Genomic DNA, 23,856 nt, shown 5'->3' with positions numbered 1-23,856 from the left:
ATGAAACTTGATCAGGCATACTCAGGCAACGTGTTTATTCTCAGTTCCGACGATTACGAAAATTCCAAGGCCGTCATTTACGGCATGCCGATGGATTACACGGTCAGCTTCCGCCCGGGCTCGCGTTTCGGCCCTGCCCATATCCGCCAGGCATCCGTGGGCCTCGAGGAGTACAGTCCTTATTTGGACAAAAGCATCGAAGACATGACCTATTTCGATGCGGGCGACTTGCTCCTGCCTTTCGGCAATGCATCGCGCAGCTTGGACATCATCCGCGATTACGTGGGCAAGCTGCTGGATGACGGCAAATTCCCGATCGGACTCGGCGGCGAGCATCTCGTCACCTGGCCGGTGATTGAGCAAATGTACGCGAAGTATCCGGATCTGATCCTGATCCATATCGACGCGCATGCCGACCTGCGCGAGCAATACGAAGGCGAGCCGCTTTCGCATTCCACGCCGGTCCGCAAGGCCGCTGCCCTGATGGGCGGCAAAAACATTTACCAATTCGGCATCCGCTCCGGATCGCGCGAGGAATTCAAATTCGGCCGCGAAAACATCAACTTCTACCCGTTTGACGTAGCCGCTCCGCTGAAAGAAGCGCTGCCTCAAATGGGCAAACGTCCGGTGTACGTGACGATCGACATCGACGTGCTGGATCCGTCCGCGGCTCCAGGCACGGGTACCGCGGAAGCAGGGGGCATCACCTCCAAAGAGCTTCTGGAGGCTGTCCATCTCATCGCCCGGTCCGACGTGAACGTGGTCGGCTGCGATCTGGTCGAAGTGGCGCCGATCTATGACCATTCCGAACAGACGCAAATCGTGGCTGCCAAGCTTATTCGCGAAATGCTGCTTGGCTTTGTGAAATAACGCATCCATTTCATTGGATTTCGTCCATCATCTGCATGCAAAGCATCTTCTGAAGGATGCCGGGAACCTTAACGCATAAGGTTGACCCAGGCTGAACTGAAGGAGATGCTTTTTTTCTTTTGGGCTCTTAGGGACGGAAAACCGGAAAATGTTGCGGCTGACGTGTAAATCGGGTCGTTAACGGGTAAGTTCAACGTATACGGAGGTGTTGTGCATGAGATGGAAACCATGGATGGGGCGCGCTTTGGCTGCTGCCGCGGCATGCCTGCTGCTGCCGTTAGGCTTGGGCTTATCCCCGGGCGCCGCGGCGGCCGCCCCGCCGACAGCGGCGTCATGCGGCAGCGGGGATCATGGCCTATTGCAGGACCTGCAGAAGAAGCATTCGGAGGCGGGCCGGGAGCCGCTGCATTTTACGGATATCCAGTTCCTCAGCCGGAGCACGGGAAGAGCGGCCGGCACCGGTTTTATCCTGGGCACGTCGGATGCCGGATGCCACTGGCAGACCGTTTACGAAGGGCCGTGGCAGTTTGGGCAGATCGATTTTACGGATAACGTTCACGGCTGGGCTTTAGCTTCGCTGCCGTCGAATCCAGCGCCCGTTTTGCTTCGAACGGCCGATGGAGGCAGCCATTGGAAGGGCGTATATACGGGCAAGCTTCATTTTGAACGGATTCAATTCCTGAGCGCCAAGACGGGATTCGGTTATACGGCCACAGGCGCGTATCGGACGGATAACGGCGGCAACGGATGGGTGAAGGTCCCGACGCCGGCAAATACGCGTTATTCCGTTTTTAACGATACAAAAACCGGCTATGCGCTTACGGTCGAACCCGGACAGGGTTACCGCATTTACCAAACCCGGGACGGGGGCCGCAGCTGGGCCGCGAAGCTGAAGGTAAAAGCCGCGTCCACGGCAGGGGGCCAAATCTACAGCAAGGATAATCAAGTATGGGCGATCCTATATGGGGATTCCGGGATGTCCCAAGTCTCGTATTCCCTATACGGCAGGACGGATCAAGGATCGCACTGGAAGCGGGTGATCGCTCAGGATACGGCCGGCGGCGGCCCTGCACCGGGAAGCGGGAAGGCCACCGTTTCGAGCGGTCCTGCCCAGCCTGGCGGGCATCCGGGCAATATGCAGCTTTACGGCAAAGAAACCGCGATTCTTGCGGGCGGGTCCCCGGCCGGCGGCATGGTCTCGATCGGCGTTACGTATGACGGCGGGAACACGTGGAAAAACATCAAACCGTCCGTGAACGGATTTGATGCACGGATTTCTTTCGTCAACGCCAAAACAGGCTGGATGGCGGTCACCAGCGCAACGAAAGCCTCGATTTATTCCACGCAGGACGGAGGGGCGACCTGGAGCCGCAAGTTTGCGTTTCGAGAAGCGCTGCAGCCGTAAAAAACGATGAAAGGATAGGTCCGACAGCGGCCTATCCTTTGTATTTTCCCTGCCGTTCTTCCCATTCCTCGCGGAGCATGCCCATCCGGATCGAATCGTAAAAAACGCCGTTGTAGAGCCTGCATTTCCGCAGCCTGGCTTCCATCGTAAACCCGAGTTTTTCGCCGACCCGGATCATCCGGTGGTTGCCCGACCAGGTGGTGAAGCCAACGCGGACCAGCGGCAGGGAGCCGAACAATTTGTTGATCCACAACGCAAGCGCCCTTGTGCCGTAACCCCCGCTCCAATAGTCGGGATGGTAGATGACGATCCCCATTTCCAGCCAGTAGGAGGGCTTGTGCTCCCAATAATAACTGACCGTTCCGATCAGTTCGCCGTTGACTTCGATCGCCCAGAAGTCGTCCCGATGGACGAGATTGTCCTTGTTGGCTGCGTATTTTTCGAAAGACATGGCGGTATGCTCGTAATAAGGGGCATCCCACTTTTTCCATTCGGGGGCTTCCTCTTTGGCCGAAAGCTCCCATAGCCGCGGCAGATCCCTTTCCGTCACAGGCCGGATCCGCAAGTTATCGTTTTCGTATATCGTCAAAGCTTGCCTCCTCATCAGCGGTTTTGCCGTCAAAACCTTCAAATTCCTTTCCTCCATGATTTCGCCGCAGCCCATGCGGTTTCCTTTTCATATCAATCTTCCAACTTCCCTCGGAACCAAAAACGCGAAAGAATAGAAAGAACGGAAGGCGTGAAAGCTGTATAATAACGAAGGGAAGCCGGGCGCGGTTAAGTCGTCTGCAATTGCTTCTGCCTGTTGAATTGAGCCCCTGAACTGGATATAGTATTACAATAGAAAGAAACAGAATGGAGCCGTAACGTGATGCAAGAAGCGAAAAGAGCGCGCATTCGCCTGCAGAGCAAGCAGGACGGGGACCTCGTGGTGCAAGAGGCGGTGGCCGAAGTGTTTGAACGCGGCGGGGCGCTCTATCTTAAATATGAGGAGCCGGAGGCCGATTTGAAGGGACGGAAGACGAGGACCCTCCTGAAAATTGCCCGGGACAGCATAAAAATGATCCGGCACGGCGCGGTGGAATCGGAGCAAACGTTTCAGGAAGGCGCCGCGATGCCCGGTTTTTATAGGTCTCCGTATACCTCGTTCAATCTTTCGACACGGACAAACTTGCTTGAGATCCGGTGGGATCGCGGGTTTTCGGGAACGGTTTCCTGGACGTACGATTTGTACGTGCATGAGGAATGTACGGGACATTTTGATATTAGTTTGCATATACAGGAGGACACGCAATGACAACCAATCCATTAGAACATATCAACCAGCTGGTGACCGAAGCGCTCGCCGAGGCCGTCGTAGCGGCTGGCATCGCAACCCGCGAGGAACTGCCCGCGTTTACGCTCGAGGTACCGAAGGACAAATCGCACGGGGATTTGGCAACGAATGCCGCGATGCAGCTGACCCGGATCGCGAAAAAGAACCCGCGCCAGATCGCCGAGGCGATCCTGGAGCATTTTGACATGAACAAAGCTTCCATTGAAAAAGCCGACATCGCCGGACCGGGCTTCATCAACTTCACGCTGAACAAAAGTTACCTGTACCCGGTGATCCAGCAGGTTCATGAGCAAGGGGAAAATTACGGCCGGATCGCGCTGGGACAAGGCCAGAAAATCCAGGTGGAGTTCGTCAGCGCCAATCCGACCGGAAGCCTGCATTTGGGGCATGCGCGGGGCGCGGCCGTCGGTGATGCCCTGTGCAACGTGCTTGATTTTGCCGGCTATGAAGTGACCCGCGAATATTACATCAACGACGCGGGCAACCAGGTGGAGAACCTGTCCAAATCGATCGAAGCCCGCTACCTGCAGGAGCTTGGCCAAGACGCCGAGATGCCGGAGGACGGTTACCATGGGGAAGACATCAAAGGTTTCGCCAAGGAACTCGTCGCCGAGAAAGGCGATTCCCTGCTCTCCATGGACCCGGGAGAACGCGCGGCGTATTTCCGCAAATACGGGCTCGAAAAGGAATTGAACAAAATCAAACGCGACCTGAACCGGTTCCGGGTGCATTTCGACGAATGGTTCAGCGAAACCTCCCTTTACGAAAAAGGGTTGGTCGAGGAATCCCTGAACGAATTGAAAGCCAAGGGACAGGTGTACGAACAGGACGGGGCGACTTGGCTCCGCACGACCGATTACGGCGACGACAAGGATCGCGTATTGGTGAAAAATGACGGCACCTACACCTATTTGACGCCGGACATCGCTTATCACCGCAACAAATTCGAGCGCGGGTACGACCGCCTGATCAACATTTGGGGAGCCGACCATCACGGATATATTCCGCGGATGAAGGCGGCGATGGAAGCGATCGGTTACGATCCGGAACGGCTGACGGTATTGATCGCCCAAATGGTCAGCTTGTTCCAAAACGGGGAAAAAGTGAAAATGTCCAAACGGACGGGCAAAGCGGTGACGATGGAGGACCTGATGGAAGAAGTCGGCGTCGATGCCATCCGTTACTTCTTCACGATGCGCAGCATGGACTCCCATCTGGATTTTGACATGGATCTGGCGATTTCGACGTCCAATGAAAATCCGGTGTTTTACGTGCAATACGCCCATGCCCGGATCTGCAGCATCTACCGCCAGGCAGAGGAGCAGGGGATTACGCTGCTGCCGCTTGCCGAAGTGGATCTCAGCCTGTTGAATACCGAGCATGAATATGATTTGCTCCGCAAAATCGGCGAGCTCCCCGAGGAGATTGCCGTCGCCGCGGCGAACTATGCGCCGCACCGCATGATCCGCTACGTGTATGATCTTGCGTCCCTGTTCCACAGCTATTACAGAGCGCAGCGCGTCATTACCGAAGACGCCGCCCAGACGCAGGCTCGATTCGCCCTGCTGGGAGCCGTCCGCACGGTCATTGCCAACGTGCTGAAGCTGGTCGGCGTAAGCGCGCCGGAACAAATGTAAGGAGCTTGCGGGAGGATCAACCGATCTTCCGGTAAGGAAGTTATCAGCTATACAAAAAGCCCCCAGCCGCGGGCCCAGGAATGTTTTGCGACATCGGGTGCCCGCGGCAAAGGGGATTTTTTTATTTTCGCGAACTAAGGCATCCGCTTGGTAGAAATATAGAGGAAAAAAACCTTTATTGTAGAATAACGACCAAATACGCCCGTCTGAATGCGTTCGAAAAACATGGGGAGAAGGGGATTGGAACGTGGCGACTATATTGGTAGTGGAAGATGAAAAACCGATCAATGACTTGATAACGATGAATTTAAAGCTCGTCGGGCATCGATTTTTTAAGGCTTTCAGCGGAATGGAAGTGCCGGCTATTTTGGAACGGGAGAAGATCGATCTGATTTTATTGGACGTGATGCTGCCTGGATTGGACGGCTTTTCGCTGATGAGGCAAATTCGGAACCTGAATATTCCGGTTATATTTATTACGGCTAAAGACTCTTTGGCTGACCGCATCGCCGGTTTTGAACTGGGCGCGGATGATTATATCATCAAACCCTTTGAAATTTTGGAGTTGCTGGCCCGGATCCATGTAGTGCTGCGCCGGAGCACCAAGGAGCAAACGGCAATTATCATCGATGATGTCGAGATCCGGCCATTGGAGCGGCAGGTGTACAAACTGGGCTGTGCCGTTGAATTGACCGTAAGGGAGTTTGAACTGCTTGACGTATTGCTTCAAAACCGAAATATTGCCCTATCCCGGGAAAAACTGCTGGAGCTGGCCTGGGGATATGATTATGAGGGAGAAACCCGAACGGTTGATGTTCATATCCGGCAGCTGCGCAAAAAGTTGGGATGGGAAGAGCGGATCAAGACCGTTTTCAAGCTTGGATACCGTCTGGAAATGCCGGGTGAACCATGAGATTTTGGCAGAAGACGCTGTTGGTCGTGCTGATTTTGTTTATCGTTGCCCTTGATGCCAGCGTGATTATGATGATGCATAAAAGCTGGAAGCTTAACATGGATAGGGAGATGCAGAGATCTTCCAATGAGCAGGCATTCATCGCCAACAACATCTATGACAATTTAAACTCGATCAAGTCGAGGGGCATGACCGTGAAAGAGGACGTATTATTCGACGTGGCTCGTTCCTATGCGGAATATTATCAGAAGCAAAATATTTTCCTGCAATTATGGGATCGGGATCGGCTTGTGTATGATGGCGATGTAGCTGCCGGGAGGCAGCAAGGTTCGGGACAAACACATACGGAAGAACAAAAGGTTCATGAAATGGTAACCTCGGGCGAGCTGCCCGCTCCGTATCAAGAATTGAAGCTGGTGTATAAACGGAATATCGAAGAACTGTATACCAGCCAAAAGGAATTGAACCGTTATTTTGTTTACGTCAATGTCATTGCCGGCCCGATTCTTGCCTTCTTGTTATATGTTCTGATCCGCCAATTAACCAGACCTTTACGGCAGCTGTCCAAGACGACCCAAACGATCGCCGGCGGGAATTATAACGAACGCGTGGCATTGAAAAGGAATGACGAGTTCGGGGAACTTGCGCAAAATTTCAACCGGATGGCGGAAGCGGTCGAGAGGCACGTCACGGAGCTTTCTGCGATGGCGGAGGAAAAACAGCGCATCGTTGATAATCTGGCCCATGAATTGCGCACTCCTTTGACAAGCATGCAGGGTTTTGCGCAGTATTTGAATTCAGCCCATATCAGCGAGGAGGAACGGATCACGGCGAGCGGGCACATCTGGAGCGAGACGCTCCGTTTGAAAAATTTGGCCTTCAAGCTGTTGGACTTGTCCGTTTTGCGCCACCAGTCGGTAGAACGTATCCGTTTATCGGTGGATAAGCTGTTTCAATCTGTCCGGCAGATGGAACAGGAGAATCTAGAGCAAGCCGGCGTAAAGCTTGTTCTGAATAACGGCATAGAGAGCATATGGGGAGACCCGGACCTGCTTTCGTCGTTTCTGGTCAATTGCATCGACAATGCCATTCATGCGTCGGCGGAAGGCTCCGAAATCCGTTTGTCGGCTTATAAACAAGATTCAGCGGCGGTGCTGGAAGTTCAGGATTTTGGCAAGGGAATGAGTGAAAGTCAGGCTCTGCGGGCATTTGAGCCGTTTTACCGGGCAGACAAGGCCCGCTCGAGGGAACATGGGGGAGCCGGGTTGGGATTATCGATCTGCAAACAAATAGCCGAGGCGCATCAGGCGCCATTATCCCTCGAATCCCGGGAAAATGAGGGGACCTGTATCCGCATCTTTTTACAACTCCATAACAACGAAGGCCTTACTCGATAACATCCTTGGTTTAAAGTATGGATTGGCCGGGCCTGGTCCATAAATGGAGGTTATGCAGATGAAAAACAAAACAAAAAATATTTTGACGGCACTTGCCTTTTGCGCCGTTTCCGGCGGTTTGCTTGCATTCAACGCGTATGCAGTCCCGAATATAGCCACGTTAACACAAAGCGAACCCGTTGCTCAACAGTCGTTTACAGCATCGGCAGCGCAAGAGAAGCCGGTTGCAATTACGCTGGCAAGCAGCAAGGTTCCGGTGTTAAATGTAGAAGGGAAAGTTCCGGTCTCGACCGTGGAAGAGGAGCTGGAACGAACGATGACGGCTGAAGAGATGCAGCAAATATACAATTACATCGACAACAGCAAAGAGGTAGCGGAGAGTAGGAAAATGAGCGATCAAGAGGTCAATCGGAGAAAAGCGTTGGAAGATCGATATGTCTATGACGGCGTCCGCCCCCAAAACAAGCTGCCTCTGAAACCAGGCGTTTCGAGCTTCTACTTTGACATAGGGAAAGATATTTGGATTTACCCTGACCGAGAGCTGACTGACGAAGAGCTGCTGCAGTCTATTGACTGGTCCTACCGAGTTGTCTTTGCTCAGTCCAAGAGGCTTCAAAGGCAGCAGCCAGATGCGAAAGATATAGTAAAAGCAGAGGCATTGGCGATGGCCCGCGAAAGCGTAAGCAAGCTGTTTGGTGTCGATGTGTCCAAAATGGAAGCGAATGTGGCATTTGATAAATTTGGCCCTGAACAAAAGGGAATATGGTACGTCCATTTTCAGCCTTATAAAGTCCGCACACTGGAAGCAAACGGAAGTGCTTTTATGATGTATGATGTCATGATTGATGCATTGAGCGGGACAGTGATCGATACCACGATTTTTAATTCGGCTTATAAAAGAACGCCGGTTACATCCGCCATGAATAAGCAGATCAGACAAGATCCAAGCTGGATTGAAGCGGCCAAAGCCATTGTCGTCAAAAAACAGGGAGACACGCGCCCCATTCAAAAATCAACCATTATACAAGATCAAGTATACGATCAGCGCGGCGTTGTTGCCGTTTCCATCGCAATGAAGGACGGCAGCTCCTATATCGTGGAATTGCGATATCCGGAAAAAATGTTGCGATGCCTGATTTACGAACCTGCGGCAAAGGGGAAATAATCTGGGCGGAATCAAATGTAGGAAGGCTGTCCTTGGGCCCGGTTAATGGGCCCAAGGACAGCCTTCTTTTCGCATCAATAAAAATGGCTGCGCGTTTATTTTCGTTTTTTCGTTTTATGATTTGGGTTTTTTTCTTTTCATGCCTTCCCGCAGCAGCTTCAGCGCGTTGACCTCTGCCCCTCCGGCAGGACGGCGCTGCCCTTTTCGGGTTTTTAACGGGGTGGCCGTCAGCTGCAGCAGCTCTTTGATTTCATCCGGCTGAAGATCGGGATTTTGCGCAAGCAAAAGCGCGATTGCCCCGCTCACATGGGACGTGGCCATCGACGTACCGCTCATCTCATGGTATTTGCCTTGCGTCCAGGAAGAAATGATTTTATCTCCCGGGGCATAAATATCAATGAACTCGCCTCTGTTGCTGAAGCTGGCGATCCGCCGATGGCGGTCGGTTGCCCCGACAGAGATGGTTTGCGGATATTTGGCGGGATAGTCGATATTGCGCCGTTTTCCGTCATTGCCGGAAGAAGCGACGATCGATATGCCGGCTGCGTGGGCTTTATTAACGACCTCCAGCAATGCTTTGCTGCGCGTTTTCATGCCGAAGCTCATATTGATGATATGCATGCGGTTTCGGATGCACCAGTCGATGCCCTGGATGATATCGGACACGTAGGCCGAGCCGTTATGATCAAAAGCTTTGACCGGATATATGGTAGCCCGGGGCGCGACGCCGATCATGCCTTCCGTGCCGTTGGCTGCCGCGATGGTGCCGGCAATATGGGTTCCGTGCCCGTTGTCGTCGAACGGAAGCATATGCCTGTTCAGCAGATTAATGCCTTTGGCGAGCGACCCGCGAAGGTCCGGATGGTAGTAATCCGCGCCGGTGTCGATCACGCCGATTTTGATCCGGTACCCGGTGGAGGTTGACCAGGCCTTTGGAGCCTGGATTTGTTTGACGCCATAAGGAATGCCGGGGCCTTGGCTGGTTTTGCTTGCCAGCGTATGCACCTGGACCAGGCTGTCTTCCTCGATCACAATGTCGTTTTTGAAAGGATCCAGATGTCTTCCGCTGCCGGACAGGGGTGCCATAACCGATTTAAGCGTGCGGGATGTTGGCAGGTCTGGCCAATCGGGGTGAAGGGCTTTTAACTCCTGCAGTGTTTGTTCAAATTGATCGTAGTGCCGGGGATCGACGAACCTGATGATCCGTTTGGCTCCGGACGGTGCGGGACTCTCCATGTCTTCAAGCAGCATCTGTATCAATCCGGTGTAGTCCATATTGGGCAGTCCCCCTCATAATGAACCCTGCTTTTGCATTGTATGTGGGAGGCTGCTGCTGCGAGTGGGAACTTGCCCTTGTTCCGGCACAAGATTCGATATAAATTTTCATGGGTCGATGTCTTTTTGGGGTGAGTTGAGCACAGCTTTTTCGGTGCCGTGCTCTTTTTTGAGGTAAGTATTTACTTGATGCGTTTTTTTGTGGAATTAGGCCCCGCCCGAATGGCAAAACCAACCTGCGGACATAAAATATATGGGAGAGACTTCAAGGGCTCTTTCAAAATTTCCCGGCAGGGGAAGCCATGTCCGGGCGGATACAGTCAAAGGGCAGGGGGAACCCTGCCTTTTTCATTCCCGAAAAGAGGCCCCCGGGTTTCCCGCATAAAAACTTGCAATTTATTTATAAATAGGTTTTACTTAGTTTTGATAATGGATATGTTGTTATAAAGCAGATGTTATACGGGTGAACAACGCCAATAAATCCGTATAAGTTGAACATTGCGTGAGAGGAAGTGTCCGTTAGTGAGTAACTCACTCCAATTAAAGATGGACCCTGAAAAAATCAGGGAAATGCCATTGGTGGATTTGGCCTTTGCGGTGTTGAAGGCGGCGAATACGCCATTTTATTACCTTGACCTGATGAAAGAGGTTGCCAAGCTTCGCGGCTTGACGGAAGAAGAAATCAAAGAAACCGTTGCGCAGCTATATACAGAAATCAATATCGACGGCCGGTTCGCGTGCGTCGGCACCAACCTTTGGGGACTTAAACGCTGGTATCCGATCGACCGCTCGGAGGATCCGATCTCGAGCTCGAAGCGTCCGCGCATTATCAACGATGACGACGACGAGGATGAGGACGACGAATTCATCGATGAGGACGACAGCTTCAATCCGGACGACACCGAAGAAGATTTCGACCGCATCGACGAGGACCATGACGATATTTACTCCGACGACGATTCCGAAGACGAAATCGAAGACGAGGACATCATCGAGGACGAAGATCTGGACGAAGAAGAAGATCTGGACGAAGAGGACGAGGATTTGGCCGACGATTCCGACGATGACGATAAATATTAATCCGTTTGCCATTCTCTCTTGACAGAGGACAAGGCAACGAGTAAACTATTGCATGGGCTTATGATTGAGATTTAAATATGCGTAAAATAATAAAAAGTGCCCCGTCCTACGGGTGTCACTTTTTTTGTTTTTTTGGGGCAAAACGGGCTGCATTTCAGGCTGTTTTGCTTCTGTAGAATGGACTCGCTCGTTAAAAGTTCACTCTATATAGATGCCGGATTACCTCATTGTGCCATTTGATTTCAAATGGCGCATTGTTGTTCAAGCGGACGGTAAAGCAATATCACCGGCGCGGCCGTTTTTCGGGTGGAATTCATGAAAAAGGGTTACGCTAAACATCATATGTCGCCTGAATTTACTGGAACTTTAATAGGAGGGTTTTTATAGTGACAAAGTATATTTTTGTGACGGGCGGGGTAGTGTCGTCCCTGGGTAAAGGGATTACGGCGGCTTCTCTGGGCAGACTGCTGAAAAACAGAGGATTAAAGGTTACGATCCAGAAATTCGATCCTTATTTGAACGTGGATCCGGGCACCATGAGTCCTTATCAGCATGGCGAAGTGTTCGTTACCGACGACGGAGCCGAAACGGACCTCGATTTGGGGCATTATGAGCGATTTATTGACATCAACCTGTCCAAGAACAGCAACGTCACCACAGGCAAGGTATATTCGTCCGTCATCAGCAAGGAACGCCGCGGCGAATATTTGGGCGGTACCGTTCAGGTTATCCCGCATATCACCAATGAAATCAAGGAGCGCGTATTCCGTGCGGGCCGCGAAGCCGGCTCGGACGTCGTCATTACGGAGATCGGCGGTACGGTAGGCGACATCGAAAGCTTGCCGTTCCTGGAAGCCATCCGTCAGATCAAAAGCGAAATCGGCCGCGAGAACGTGATGTACATCCATGTGACGCTGATTCCTTACATTAAAGCGGCGGGCGAAGTGAAAACGAAACCGACGCAGCACAGCGTGAAGGAGCTTCGCAGCATCGGGATCCAGCCGAACGTGATCGTTTGCCGCACCGAGCATGAATTGTCCGCCGACATGAAGGCCAAAATCGCCCTCTTCTGCGACATCGACGAAAGCGCGGTCGTGGAATGCCGCGATGCGTCCACGCTGTACGAGGTTCCATTGAATCTGCGCGACGAAGGTTTGGACGAGATCGTCGTCAACTACTTGAAGCTGACGACGCCGAAACCGGACATGACCGAATGGGAAAGCCTCGTCGACCGGATCAACAAGCTGGAAAAAACGGTCGAAATCGCGATCGTCGGCAAATACGTCGCTCTTCACGACGCTTATTTGAGCGTGGTCGAATCGCTCTCCCATGCCGGATTTGAGGCAAACGCCGACGTGAAAATCCGCTGGGTCAACGCAGAGGAAGTGACCGACCAGAACGTGGACGAGCTGCTGGGCGGAATCGGCGGCATTCTCGTGCCGGGCGGTTTCGGCGACCGCGGCATCGAAGGCAAGGTTTCGGCCATCCGTTATGCGCGCGAGAAGCAAATTCCGTTCTTCGGCATCTGCCTCGGCATGCAGGTTTCGGTTATCGAATATGCCCGTTCCATCCTCGGAATGGATGACGCGAACAGCTCCGAGATCAATCCGGCCACCCCGTATCCGGTCATCGACCTGCTGCCTGAGCAAAAGGATATCGAGGACCTGGGCGGCACGATGCGCCTTGGCTTGTATCCGTGCAAGCTGGCCGAAGGCTCGCTGGCGATGAAATGCTACAATGACGAGCTTGTGTACGAAAGACACCGCCACCGGTACGAGTTCAACAACCAATACCGCGAGGCGATCGAAAAAGCAGGCCTGCGCATTTCCGGTACCTCCCCGGACGGCCGCCTGGTCGAAATCGTGGAGCTTCCGGAACATCCATGGTTTTTGGCCGTACAGTTCCATCCGGAGTTCACGTCCCGGCCAAACCGTCCGCAGCCGCTTTTCCGCGAATTCGTCAAAGCGTCGATTAACCATAAAACAATCTAATATGTATTTGAAAAAAGGGACCTTTTGTTACAGGTCCTTTTTTCATTTTTGCGTAGAGGAAGGAATTCGTAACTAGAGAGCGAATAACCTTAACTGGATATATTTCGCAACGATTAACCAATAAATGTTAAAATTCAAGGATAGGCAGGGTTAGGCTGATGTTGGGAGGTTTGCTGAAGTGGATAAGAAGAAAGTATTGATTGTCGATGACCAGAACGGAATACGCATCCTGTTAATGGAAGTGTTCAGCAGCGAAGGTTATACGACATATCAGGCGGCCAACGGTAAAATCGCGTTAGAGATCGTGGAAAAGGATGCGCCCGATTTGGTCCTGCTCGATATGAAGATCCCGGGGATGGACGGACTCGAAATTTTGAAGCATATTAAGGAAATGAACCCAGCCATCAAAGTGATCATGATGACCGCCTACGGCGAGCTCGATATGATCAAGGAAGCGACCGAGCTGGGAGCCTTGATGCATTTTACAAAGCCGTTTGACATCGATGAAATGCGGGTTGCGGTGAACATGCAGCTGAAACACAACCCTGTTCAATCCGGATGACGGGAGAGGATTCTGCTTAGGCAGAATTCTTTTTTTTGCCTTCGCCTATCAAGGGGAAAAGCTTATTTTTAAATGCTTGTTTAGCATTTGGAACATGATGTGGTATAATAATCCCGAATAAGAGAAGTCGGCTTTAAACCCATAGACAAAACGATGACTTTAGGAGGATTGAAACCATGCCATTGGTATCGATGACTGACATGTTAAACAAGGCGCTTGCAGGGAAATACGCGGTAGGTCAATTCAACATCAACAACCTTGAATGGACCCAGGCGATCCTTCTCGCTGCCGAAGAAGAAAAATCTCCTGTGATTCTCGGCGTATCCGAAGGTGCAGCCCGTCATATGAGCGGTTTCTATACGGTAGTGAAAATGGTGGAAGGCCTTATCCATGACCTGAAAATTACGGTTCCCGTAGCGATCCACCTGGACCATGGTTCCAGTTTCGAAAAATGTAAAGAAGCGATCGACGCCGGATTTACGTCCGTTATGATCGACGATTCCCACAGCCCGATCGACCACAACATCGAAACGACGAAAAAAGTGGTTGAATATGCGCATGCCAAAGGCGTTTCCGTTGAAGCCGAAGTAGGCACTGTCGGCGGACAAGAAGACGACGTGATCGGCGGCATCATGTATGCCAAGCTGGAAGACTGCATCCGCATCGTCAAAGAAACAGGCATCGATACCCTTGCGCCTGCGCTCGGTTCCGTACACGGCCCTTACCAAGGCGAACCGAACCTCGGGTTCAAAGAAATGGAAGAAATCAAAAATGCGACGCAAATTCCGCTCGTTCTTCATGGCGGTACCGGCATTCCTACGCATGACATCCAAAAAGCCATCTCTTTGGGCACATCCAAAATCAACGTAAACACCGAAAACCAAATCGAATTCACGAAAGCCGTTCGCGAAGTGCTTGCCGCAAAACCGGACGTATACGATCCTCGTAAGTACATCGTGCCTGGACGCGACGCCATCAAAGCAACCGTCATCGGTAAAATCCGCGAGTTCGGCTCGAACAACAAAGCGTAACCTGCGTTTTTCGTTGTTTCTGTGCTTTGCCGCACAAGAGAGCTTACGTGTTGTTTGAAATGAAGATGGACAGCCCCTGGCCAGGGGCTGTCCTATTGAATAGGTTGAAATGGAGAGCACACCGCTTAGCCGGTGTTTTTCCATTTCATCAACCAAAATGAACACCAAACGATTTTGCTGCTGCGAAGTAAGTGGGGGGAACCTAAAACGTATGGAAAAATTGATGATAAGTGGTGGACGCCCACTTCATGGCGCCGTGACGATTAGCGGAGCCAAAAACAGCGCCATTGCCCTGATTCCTGCCGCGATTTTGGCCGAGTCCGAAGTCGTGCTCGACAATCTGCCTCTTCTGAGCGACGTGGCGGTATATGCCGAGATTTTGGAGGAGCTGGGCGCAAAAGTAACCTGGAAGGAAAGCCAAATGGTCATCGACCCTTCCGATATCAAGTCGATTCCTATGCCAAACGGCCCCGTCAAAAAGTTAAGAGCTTCTTATTACATGATGGGAGCCATGCTTGGCCGTTTCAAAGAAGCGGTCATCGGTCTTCCCGGGGGATGCAACTTCGAACCCCGCCCGATCGACCAGCATATCAAAGGATTTGAAGCATTGGGCGCAACCGTGACCAATGAACATGGGGCGATTCACCTTCATGCAAAGGAATTGAAGGGCGCCAAAATTTATTTGGACGTATCCAGCGTGGGTGCGACGATTAACATTATGCTGGCGGCTGCCAAAGCCAAAGGCTCCACAATTATCGAAAATGCGGCCAAAGAGCCTGAGATTATAGATGTAGCAACGCTTCTTAATTCCATGGGCGCCGTTATCAAAGGCGCAGGAACCGAAACCATTCGCATCGAAGGCGTCTCCGAACTGCACGGCTGCCGCCATTCCATCATCCCGGACCGGATTCAGGCAGGCACGTACATGATCGCGGCTGCCGCCACGCGCGGGGATGTGCTGATCGACAACATCATTCCCAAACACCTTGAAGCGCTGACGGCCAAGCTGATCGAAATGGGGGTCGGGATCGAGGAACTGGATGAAAGCATCCGCGTCATCGGTCAGCCCAGCTATGGCCATGTCGACGTGAAAGCACTGATTTATCCAGGATTTGCTACAGATTTACAATCGCCGATGACCAGCTTGCTGACGCAGGCCGAAGGTGTAAGCGTACTGAGCGATTTCGTCTACAGCAACCGGTTCAAACATGTGCCGGAACTCGTCCGGATGGGCGCGAAGATCCGGGTGGAGGGCCGTTCGGCCATTATCGAGCGAAGCCGTCTGAACGCGGCCAAAGTCAAGGCGACGGACCTGCGCGCCGGAGCGGCGCTGGTGATCGCCGGCCTGACGGTCGAAGAAGGGGTCACCGAAGTGACGGGCGTCGAGTTCATCGACCGGGGATACGACCATTTGGTCACCAATCTCCGGATGTTAGGTGCGGATGTATGGCGTGAAAAGGAATAAATGGCATACGGAAGGGGATTTTGCGTTTTTCGCGAATTCCATTAGGGTATAACGTTTTTGCGAAAAAATTGCATATCTCCTTCCCATTTGGGTAATGCTATCTTAATAAGGATTTTCATAGACTGATAGAACAATATTTCGTACGACAGGACTTATAAAATTGAATAGGTGGTTATTACATGGATTTGCAAATTGCCGATTTGGAAGAAATGAAGCTGACCGATCTGTACAAGCTTGCAAAGAAGTACCAGATCCCGTATTACGGCCAGCTGAAGAAAAAAGAGCTGATTTTTGCCATTTTGAGAGCACAGGCAGAGCACAGCGGACTCATGTTCATGGAAGGGGTTCTGGAAATCCTCCCGGAAGGATACGGGTTCCTCAGACCGATCAACTATTTGCCGAGCACCGAGGATATTTACATTTCGGCCTCGCAGATCCGCAAATTCGATCTTAGAACAGGAGACCTGGTCTCAGGGAAATGCCGGGCGCCTAAAGAAAATGAACGTTACTTCGGCCTGCTGCAGGTCAATGCAGTCAATGGAGAAAACCCGGAAACAGCCGCGGAACGTCTTCACTTCCCTGCACTCACACCTCTTTTTCCGCAAAAGAAGCTCGTGCTTGAAACATCCCCTAACCATTTGTCTACACGGATTATGGACTTGCTCGCTCCCGTCGGTTTGGGACAGCGCGGTTTGATCGTCGCACCTCCGAAAGCAGGTAAAACGCTCCTCTTAAAGGAAATTGCCAACAGCATCTCGACCAACAATCCCGAAATCGAACTGTTTGTACTGCTCATCGATGAACGTCCCGAGGAAGTGACGGATATGCAGCGTTCCGTTAAAGGTGAGGTGGTTGCTTCGACGTTCGACGAACTCCCGGAGAACCATATCAAAGTGGCGGAGCTTGTGCTTGAGCGTGCGCTGCGACTGGTGGAGCATAAGAAGGATGTCGTTATTTTGATGGACAGCATTACCCGCTTGGCGCGTGCCTATAACCTGGTTATTCCGCCATCCGGACGCACGCTGAGTGGCGGTATCGATCCGGCGGCATTTCATCGTCCCAAACGCTTTTTCGGTTCCGCGCGGAACGTGGAGGAAGGCGGCAGCCTGACCATTTTGGCGACGGCGCTGATCGATACCGGTTCGCGGATGGACGACATCATTTACGAGGAATTTAAAGGAACGGGCAACATGGAGCTGCATCTCGACCGCAAATTGGCGGAACGCCGCATTTTCCCTGCGATCGACATCCGCCGTTCGGGCACGCGCCGCGAAGAGGTGCTGCTGACGAAGGAAGAGCTGGATACGATTTGGGCGATCCGCAAAAACATGAATGAATCGGCCGACTTTGTGGAAGGATTCCTGAAAAAGCTCCGGGACTGTAAAACGAATGCGGAATTTTTGGCATCCTTCGACGTCAGCGGCGTGAGCAACGGCAAAAGCTCGGGCAGCAGCCATGGCGGAGGAAACCGGAGAAGCTCTAGACCTGCTGCGGCTTCGGTGCCGCTCACATAAATACTTTTACGAACAAAGAGGAGAACACCATGTACCTGGTATATGCAGATGAGAAAGGCAATGTATACGACCATCCTTCGCTTTACGGGCTTGCCCGCAGCGGCGACATGATCGTGGAAATTTTGGAGGATGAGCTGATCCCGCTGCCGGAAGGAGCCACGCTGGTCGGCTTGCCGAATACGCGGGCCATCGGCATGGACCCGGAGACCGGGGAAATGATGCCTCTGCCCGGGGGAGGCCAAGCCGTAGGGGCTCTCCTGCCGCAAGGGTATACCCGGCTGTGCCTGCCCGGCTACGTGAAGACGGATAAAGACTATAAGCTGCCGCTGTTCGGATATTCCGCCGTGGTGTGGAAGGACGGGGGGTTCTATACGACCGCGCGCCTCACCGACGACCCGGAAAAGTGGAATCCGCTGAACTGCGATCTCGATGAGCTCAAGCTGGGCGTTAAAAACCTTAGACAGAAATATCCGGAAAACCGGCTGTACGAGCATTTGTCCAACTGCGCGCTGGGATACGAATGCCTGACCGCTTCCAATACGTTTTTGAACCGCTGGGAAGGCGCCGTTCCGGTGTCTTATTCCTGCAACGCGGGTTGTTTCGGATGCATCTCCGAACAGCCGGACGACAGCGGTTTTGTGGCTCCGCAGACGCGCATGAACTTCAAACCGAAGGTAGAGGAGCTCGTCCAGATCATGCTGGAGCACCTGAAGACGCCGGAATCGATTATCAGCTTCGGGCAGGGCTGCGAAGGCGAGCCGTCCACCCAGGCAAAGATCATTATCGAGGCGATCCGCGAGGTCCGCTCCATCACCGATATGGGGTATATCAATATCAATACGAACGCGGGTTTGACGGATTTTATCCGCGGCATCGTCGATGCAGGACTCGACCTGATGCGGGTCAGCACGATCAGCGCGCTGGACGATCATTACAACGCATATTACAAACCGCGCAAATACACGCTGGCGAATGTGGAAAAATCGTTGAAATACGCTTCCGACCAAGGCGTGTACACATCGATCAACTACCTTATCTTCCCGGGCGTGACCGATCGCGAGGAGGAAATCGAGGCCATGATCGAATTCGCCCGCCGCACGGGGCTGAAGCTGATTCAAATGCGCAATTTGAACATCGATCCGGAGAGTTACCTGGAGCTGATTCCGCCTGCCAAAGGGGAAATCCTCGGCATGAAACAGATGATCGAGATTTTCCAGGCCGAGCTGCCTGACGTTGTCATCGGTTCGTATACCCATGTGCCTCCCGAAGGCATGAGAAGGCCGAAAAAGCCAGTTTTGGCGCGGGACTAACAGATTCTAACATTTCGTTGATTATTGCGTTTGTCCCTGTTATAATATAAGTATTGTGTCATTATAACTCTGTGTACGCATGAGACTCAGGGCAAAAAGAGGTGAAAGACATGAAACAAGAGGTTCAACCAAAATACCACGTAACGACCGTAACATGTGCTTGCGGCAATACGTTCGAAACGGGTTCCGTTAAAGAGGATCTGCGCGTTGAGATTTGCTCCAACTGCCATCCGTTCTTTACAGGCAAACAGAAATTCGTGGATGCCGGCGGCCGTGTTGATAGATTTAAAAAGAAATACGGTATCTAATACGCATACAACCAATCCCTTGTCCGCACCGCGGGCGAGGGATTTTTTCTATTGCGAATCGGCGCTTCGAACGGAGTAGATCATGACCGCGGCAGTATTTTTGAAGCGTGCCGATTAGCTGCGTCCAATGAATTTTCGACGGTTGTTTTGTGCCAACTTTTGCTGCGGGTTGCACTTTGCCCTGAAATGAACTATACTAATCCTTGCCGTGCTAGACGGGGAGGTAGCGGTGCCCTGTAACTCGCAATCCGCTGTAGCGAGGTTGAATTCCTGTTAGAGGTTTTGTTGATGTGAGGTTTGGTCCCTGCGTGCGATGTTGACGGTTGGGTCCTCCGCAATGAGCACTTGTGAACCTGGTCAGGTCCGGAAGGAAGCAGCCATAAGCAAGCCCGCTCTTGTGCCGGAGGGTGGCCTAGCCCGAGTCGTTGCTCAGGGGAGCCGCTTGGATCACAATAATCAATAACAGGTGCACGGTATTACATATCGTGAACCGGTAAGCATCTTTGCATTTGCAAGGATGCTTTTTTGTTTGGGTTCTTTTATCACAATTCTGGGCTCAATGTCAAAAAAAGCGAATTCATCAAAATCGGTTAGACGTTTTGTATGGCGCCGGATTATAGTATAATGATGAAGCGACGAACATGCACGCAAGTGGAAGTTGAAAGAGGGTATAGCAAGTGAAACATATAGCGCTCTACCGTGCCTGGAGGCCGCAGTCGTTTCAGGACATGGTTGGACAACAGCATATTATTCAGACGCTGCAGAACGCCATCCGCGAGCAGCGGGTTTCCCATGCTTACCTGTTCAGCGGTCCGCGCGGAACCGGTAAGACCACGACCGCCAAGGTGCTTGCCAAAGCAGTCAACTGCGAACGCGGTCCGGCCCCGGAGCCGTGCAACGAATGCGAATCCTGCCGGAGAATAACGGCGGGGGCGGTCATGGACGTACAGGAAATTGACGCCGCCTCGAACCGTGGCGTCGAAGAAATCCGTGATCTGCGCGAGAAAGTAAAATATGCACCGACCGAAGTTCGGCAAAAGGTGTACATTATTGACGAAGTGCATATGCTGACGACAGAAGCGTTTAACGCGCTGTTAAAGACATTGGAGGAGCCGCCTCCGCACGTCATGTTTATATTGGCGACGACGGAGCCCCACAAGCTGCCGGCTACCATCATTTCGCGCTGTCAGCGTTTCGATTTCCGCAGGGTATCCCTGGAGGAACAAACGCAGCGGCTTGCGCAAATCGCCAAAGAAGAAGGAATGGAAGCCGAAACCGAGGCCCTTCAGTATATAGCCCGCTTATCCGATGGCGGCATGCGGGATGCGCTCAGCATTTTGGATCAGATTGCATCTTTTACGGGCGGTCATGTATCCTATGAACAAGTGCTGAGCATGACCGGCGGCATCGCCTCCGAACAGTTCGGCAGACTTGCCGGCGCGATTCAAAAAGGCGATGCGGGTCTAGTGCTGCAGATCGTGGAAGAATTCATGCAGGAAGGCAAAAGCGCCGACAAATGCATGGAAAACCTGCTGTACTACTTCCGCGACCTGCTCATGATCCAAATGATTCCGAACGTTACCCAGCTGACGGACCGGGTGCTTCATCCGGAGGAATATAAAGAAATGGCTGCTTCTTTTACGAGGCAGCAGCTGTTTCATATGATCGATACCTTGAACCGCTATCAAAGCGAGATGAAATATTCTTCGCAGCCGCAAACCTTGTTTGAGGTGGCGCTGCTCAAGCTTTGCGGCATTCCGCAGGGAAGCGCGGCCGAATTCGATCAGCCGCAGGCCCGGCAGACGTCCGCAGCGCCCGCGGATTCATCCGAAGTGAACCAGCTGAAGCGCCAAGTAGCTGCGCTGGAGAAGAAGCTGGAGAAGCTTATTCAGGGCGGTTCCGTGCCATCCGGCGCTGCTTCGGGGGCCCCTGCGCGTGCGTCCCAGCCTGCTCCGCGGATGTCGTCCGCGGCCAAAATCCCGGCCAATTTGGATCAGTTCCTGGCCCGCAAGAGCAGCCCGGAATTTGTGGAAGTGCAGCGGCAATGGGGACAGGTCCTCCAGGGCGTCAAGGACGAGAAGGTAACCGTCCACGCCTGGTTTATGGACGGAGATCCGGTATCCGTGTTGGAGGATGCGGTGTTGGTGGCTTTTAAAAACAACATTCACCGCGAAACGACGGAGAAGCCCGCGAACAAGCAGGTGATCGAAGGCGTGCTCCACGACAAGCTCGGCAAGCCTTACCATCTGGTGACGATGATGCAGAGGGATTGGGCTGCGGCCATTGAGGGCGCCGGCACCCAGCAGAAAGAGGAACTGAAGCTGGAACACGAGCATGAGGGCAAGGATCCGAACGAAAAGCCATGGATTGATGAGGCGCTCCAGATGTTTGGAGAAGATCTCGTGATCATAAAAGATTAACCCGCGCATGATGCGCGCCAATACCCCAATCATTTTAAAGAGGAGACGATACGTATGAATAATATGAACCAAATGATGAAACAGGTTAAAAAAATGCAGGAGCAAATGCTGAAGGCCCAAGAAGCCCTTGCCGAGAAAAAGGTTGAAGGCAGCTCCGGCGGCGGCGTGGTTACGGTGGAAGTGAACGGCCATAAAAAGGTGCTTTCCATCACCATCAAACCGGAAGCCGTTGATCCGGACGACGTTGAAATGCTGCAGGACCTTGTGCTGACAGCCGTTAACGACGCATTGACCAAAGCGGACGATATCGCCAACGCCGATATGAGCAAATTCACCGGCGGCATGAAAATTCCTGGATTGTTCTAATTGAAGGCAGAAGGAGAGGCCTAACGTTTTGTATTATCCCGAACCGATCGCCAAGCTGATCGACGCATTCACGCGATTGCCGGGCATCGGGCCGAAGACTGCGGCCCGCCTGGCGTTTCACGTGCTTAATATGAAGGAAGACGACGTCATCGATTTTGCCAAGGCACTCGTCAGTGTGAAGCGCAATCTCCACTACTGCTCTGTCTGCTGCAACATTACGGACACCGACCCTTGCCGGATTTGCCAGGATAAGACCCGGGATTCGTCCGTCATCTGCGTGGTGCAGGATCCGAAGGACCTTGTGGCCATGGAACGGACCAAAGAGTTTAACGGGTATTATCACGTCTTGCAGGGCGCCATCTCGCCGATGGAGGGAGTGGGCCCGGATGACATCCGGCTGAAAGAGCTGTTGACGCGCCTCAGCGATGAACGCGTGAAGGAGCTTATTTTGGCGACGAATCCGAATATTGAAGGCGAAGCGACCGCAATGTACATATCGCGGCTCGTTCGTCCCTTTGACCTTGTCGTTACGCGAATTGCCCATGGCCTGCCGGTGGGCGGGGATTTGGAATACGCCGACGAAGTCACCCTATCCAAGGCGCTGGAGGGCCGGCGTCAATTGTAATCGATGTTTCAATGGAACTGCACGTTTAAAGGAAGTCCCGGGCCGGGGCTTCCTTTTTTGGTTCTAAGTTTGTCCTTCGTCCCGTATGAATGAAAATGGAGAGCGGTTAGGCGGTTGGATCACTATTCATTTTTATGGATTGGGGGCTTGGGTGATGGCGTGGTTCCGGAACAAAAACCCGAAAGTGCCTGCATGGCAGCTGAAGCAGAAGCAGGATGAAGAATTGGCGGTGTTTATGGATGTGCGCAAGGCGCAGAGGGAGTGGGAGCAGGCGAGGCTCTTTTTTGAAGAAGCGGAAGGCGAGGAACAGATCGATTACGCGATCTACATGCTGGAAGCGGCGGAGCTCAAGTACCAGATGCATTTAAGGGCCGCTAAACGGATGGGGTTGAATCGCATTCAGCTTCCGGCACAGCAAAGGGCGGAGGCAGAGGCATAGCAGGCGTAAAAACCATTCACTGAATTTGGCATCGCCGTTTCTGTAAAACCAAGGAGGGAAAAAGAATGAAGCTGGTCGTCATGGGAATAATGACGGTATCGTTGTTGCTGCTCCTGTTGATCGTGTTCCGGAAAAAAATCGGCTTCGGGTGGCTGACAATGTTCGGAACGCATCTGGTGCTCGCGTCGCTGGGCTTGTATCTGGTGAATTACTCGGGTCTGATCCCGGAGGTGTACATCCCGTTGAATCCGACTACGGTGGGAACGGTGATGGTTTTGGGGCTGCCGGGAGTGGCACTTTTGTTCGGTTTAAAAATATCTTTGATGGGGTAGTTGACGGACCTCTATGTTCTGTGGTACATTATATCTCGCCCCTTTCAAAAAGGTACAAGCTTACTGAACGGTAAGCAAGGTAAAAAACTTTTTAAAAAAAGTACTTGACGAAATGATGGGCAGCATGATATATTATAAGAGTTGCTGCTGAGATAGAAGATAGCGACGAAAACGAAAGAATTTGATCTTTGAAAACTGAACAACGAGTGAGATATGAGGTTTTGGCAACGAAACCGAAACGCGAGATCATCGGGTTCATGACAAGTGTCCGAATCGATGGTCGAGCATAAATGAGAATTAAATTCTCGTCAGATTCAAAATGAGTCACAAACTTTCATGGAGAGTTTGATCCTGGCTCAGGACGAACGCTGGCGGCGTGCCTAATACATGCAAGTCGAGCGGACCTTAGCGATCT

22 protein-coding genes, 1 rRNA gene and 1 other RNA gene are annotated in these 23,856 nt (G+C 52.3%); 22 read left to right on the top strand and 2 right to left on the bottom strand.

The window, feature by feature from the left end; all coding sequences use genetic code 11:
• Together speB and KI367_RS23420 are read left to right on the top strand one after the other, a co-directional pair.
• Positions 1-870 carry an agmatinase gene (gene speB, locus KI367_RS23425; protein WP_036714871.1) on the top strand — a complete coding sequence of 290 codons (870 nt, stop codon included), beginning with the start codon at positions 1-3 and terminating at the stop codon, positions 868-870.
• A gap of 214 nt (positions 871-1,084) precedes the next feature.
• Positions 1,085-2,275, top strand: a complete 1,191-nt coding sequence (locus KI367_RS23420; RefSeq protein WP_212952366.1) for a WD40/YVTN/BNR-like repeat-containing protein — start codon at positions 1,085-1,087, stop codon at positions 2,273-2,275.
• Positions 2,276-2,306: 31 nt separating this feature from the next.
• On the opposite strand, the gene KI367_RS23415 is transcribed toward KI367_RS23420, so the two are convergent.
• On the bottom strand, positions 2,307-2,858 hold the full coding sequence (locus KI367_RS23415) for a GNAT family N-acetyltransferase (protein ID WP_212952381.1): 552 nt from the start codon (positions 2,856-2,858) through the stop codon (positions 2,307-2,309).
• A gap of 288 nt (positions 2,859-3,146) precedes the next feature.
• Between KI367_RS23415 and KI367_RS23410 the strand changes: the two genes are divergently transcribed.
• The 5 genes from KI367_RS23410 to KI367_RS23390 all read left to right on the top strand — a co-directional run bounded on the left by KI367_RS23410 (position 3,147) and on the right by KI367_RS23390 (position 8,723).
• Positions 3,147-3,572 carry a YwiB family protein gene (locus KI367_RS23410; RefSeq protein ID WP_212952365.1) on the top strand — a complete coding sequence of 142 codons (426 nt, stop codon included), beginning with the start codon at positions 3,147-3,149 and terminating at the stop codon, positions 3,570-3,572.
• Positions 3,569-5,248 carry an arginine--tRNA ligase gene (argS, locus tag KI367_RS23405; protein ID WP_212952364.1) on the top strand — a complete coding sequence of 560 codons (1,680 nt, stop codon included), beginning with the start codon at positions 3,569-3,571 and terminating at the stop codon, positions 5,246-5,248. Before KI367_RS23410 ends, argS begins: the two co-directional genes overlap by 4 nt.
• A 247-nt stretch (positions 5,249-5,495) precedes the next feature.
• Positions 5,496-6,161: a response regulator transcription factor gene (locus KI367_RS23400; protein WP_212952363.1), complete on the top strand. Its 666-nt coding sequence runs from the start codon at positions 5,496-5,498 to the stop codon at positions 6,159-6,161.
• Positions 6,158-7,558: a sensor histidine kinase gene (locus KI367_RS23395; RefSeq protein ID WP_212952362.1), complete on the top strand. Its 1,401-nt coding sequence runs from the start codon at positions 6,158-6,160 to the stop codon at positions 7,556-7,558. Before KI367_RS23400 ends, KI367_RS23395 begins: the two co-directional genes overlap by 4 nt.
• A gap of 58 nt (positions 7,559-7,616) precedes the next feature.
• Positions 7,617-8,723: an MmcQ/YjbR family DNA-binding protein gene (locus KI367_RS23390; RefSeq protein ID WP_212952361.1), complete on the top strand. Its 1,107-nt coding sequence runs from the start codon at positions 7,617-7,619 to the stop codon at positions 8,721-8,723.
• A 114-nt stretch (positions 8,724-8,837) separates the two neighbouring features.
• On the opposite strand, the gene KI367_RS23385 is transcribed toward KI367_RS23390, so the two are convergent.
• Positions 8,838-9,998 (bottom strand): S8 family peptidase, encoded by a 1,161-nt coding sequence (locus KI367_RS23385; RefSeq protein WP_212952360.1) that lies wholly within the window; start codon positions 9,996-9,998, stop codon positions 8,838-8,840.
• A 522-nt stretch (positions 9,999-10,520) separates the two neighbouring features.
• Here KI367_RS23385 and rpoE point away from each other — a divergent pair.
• From rpoE to KI367_RS23310, 15 genes are all read left to right on the top strand, one after another.
• A complete protein-coding gene (gene rpoE / locus KI367_RS23380; RefSeq protein WP_212952359.1) occupies positions 10,521-11,078 on the top strand; it encodes a DNA-directed RNA polymerase subunit delta in 558 nt (185 codons plus the stop codon).
• A 386-nt stretch (positions 11,079-11,464) separates the two neighbouring features.
• Positions 11,465-13,069 carry a CTP synthase gene (pyrG, locus tag KI367_RS23375; RefSeq protein WP_036714880.1) on the top strand — a complete coding sequence of 535 codons (1,605 nt, stop codon included), beginning with the start codon at positions 11,465-11,467 and terminating at the stop codon, positions 13,067-13,069.
• Positions 13,070-13,247: 178 nt separating this feature from the next.
• Positions 13,248-13,631, top strand: a complete 384-nt coding sequence (locus KI367_RS23370) for a response regulator (RefSeq protein WP_212952358.1) — start codon at positions 13,248-13,250, stop codon at positions 13,629-13,631.
• A gap of 176 nt (positions 13,632-13,807) precedes the next feature.
• Positions 13,808-14,662, top strand: a complete 855-nt coding sequence (fba, locus tag KI367_RS23365) for a class II fructose-1,6-bisphosphate aldolase (protein ID WP_036714881.1) — start codon at positions 13,808-13,810, stop codon at positions 14,660-14,662.
• Positions 14,663-14,873: 211 nt separating this feature from the next.
• On the top strand, positions 14,874-16,127 hold the full coding sequence (gene murA / locus KI367_RS23360; RefSeq protein ID WP_036714882.1) for a UDP-N-acetylglucosamine 1-carboxyvinyltransferase: 1,254 nt from the start codon (positions 14,874-14,876) through the stop codon (positions 16,125-16,127).
• Between the two features lie 179 nt (positions 16,128-16,306).
• The gene (gene rho / locus KI367_RS23355; protein WP_036714884.1) at positions 16,307-17,641 is read left to right on the top strand and encodes a transcription termination factor Rho; all 1,335 of its coding nucleotides are present in this window, start codon (positions 16,307-16,309) and stop codon (positions 17,639-17,641) included.
• 29 nt (positions 17,642-17,670) lie between these two features.
• Positions 17,671-18,951, top strand: coding sequence for a radical SAM family protein (locus tag KI367_RS23350; protein WP_212952357.1), 1,281 nt, complete (start codon positions 17,671-17,673; stop codon positions 18,949-18,951).
• Between the two features lie 110 nt (positions 18,952-19,061).
• Entirely contained in the window at positions 19,062-19,259 is a 198-nt protein-coding gene (gene rpmE / locus KI367_RS23345) for a 50S ribosomal protein L31 (RefSeq protein WP_036714885.1), read from the top strand.
• 206 nt (positions 19,260-19,465) lie between these two features.
• Positions 19,466-19,733: signal recognition particle sRNA large type (gene ffs / locus KI367_RS23340), an RNA gene on the top strand.
• A 203-nt stretch (positions 19,734-19,936) separates the two neighbouring features.
• A complete protein-coding gene (gene dnaX / locus KI367_RS23335) occupies positions 19,937-21,679 on the top strand; it encodes a DNA polymerase III subunit gamma/tau (protein ID WP_212952356.1) in 1,743 nt (580 codons plus the stop codon).
• A gap of 54 nt (positions 21,680-21,733) precedes the next feature.
• Positions 21,734-22,045 (top strand): YbaB/EbfC family nucleoid-associated protein, encoded by a 312-nt coding sequence (locus tag KI367_RS23330; protein ID WP_036714889.1) that lies wholly within the window; start codon positions 21,734-21,736, stop codon positions 22,043-22,045.
• A 28-nt stretch (positions 22,046-22,073) separates the two neighbouring features.
• Entirely contained in the window at positions 22,074-22,670 is a 597-nt protein-coding gene (gene recR / locus KI367_RS23325) for a recombination mediator RecR (RefSeq protein WP_036714891.1), read from the top strand.
• Positions 22,671-22,824: 154 nt separating this feature from the next.
• A complete protein-coding gene (locus tag KI367_RS23320) occupies positions 22,825-23,109 on the top strand; it encodes a DUF2508 family protein (protein ID WP_036714892.1) in 285 nt (94 codons plus the stop codon).
• Positions 23,110-23,174: 65 nt separating this feature from the next.
• A complete protein-coding gene (locus KI367_RS23315; RefSeq protein WP_036714894.1) occupies positions 23,175-23,441 on the top strand; it encodes a pro-sigmaK processing inhibitor BofA family protein in 267 nt (88 codons plus the stop codon).
• Positions 23,442-23,774: 333 nt separating this feature from the next.
• Positions 23,775-23,856: ribosomal RNA gene (locus KI367_RS23310) — 16S ribosomal RNA — on the top strand; the annotation flags it as partial.

It is taken from the genome of Paenibacillus cookii, from assembly GCF_018333375.1.
GTDB lineage: Bacteria > Bacillota > Bacilli > Paenibacillales > Paenibacillaceae > Paenibacillus_AQ > Paenibacillus_AQ cookii.
The sequence above is the reverse complement of the archived record's forward strand: the minus strand, read 5'-3'. Positions and strand labels throughout refer to the sequence as shown.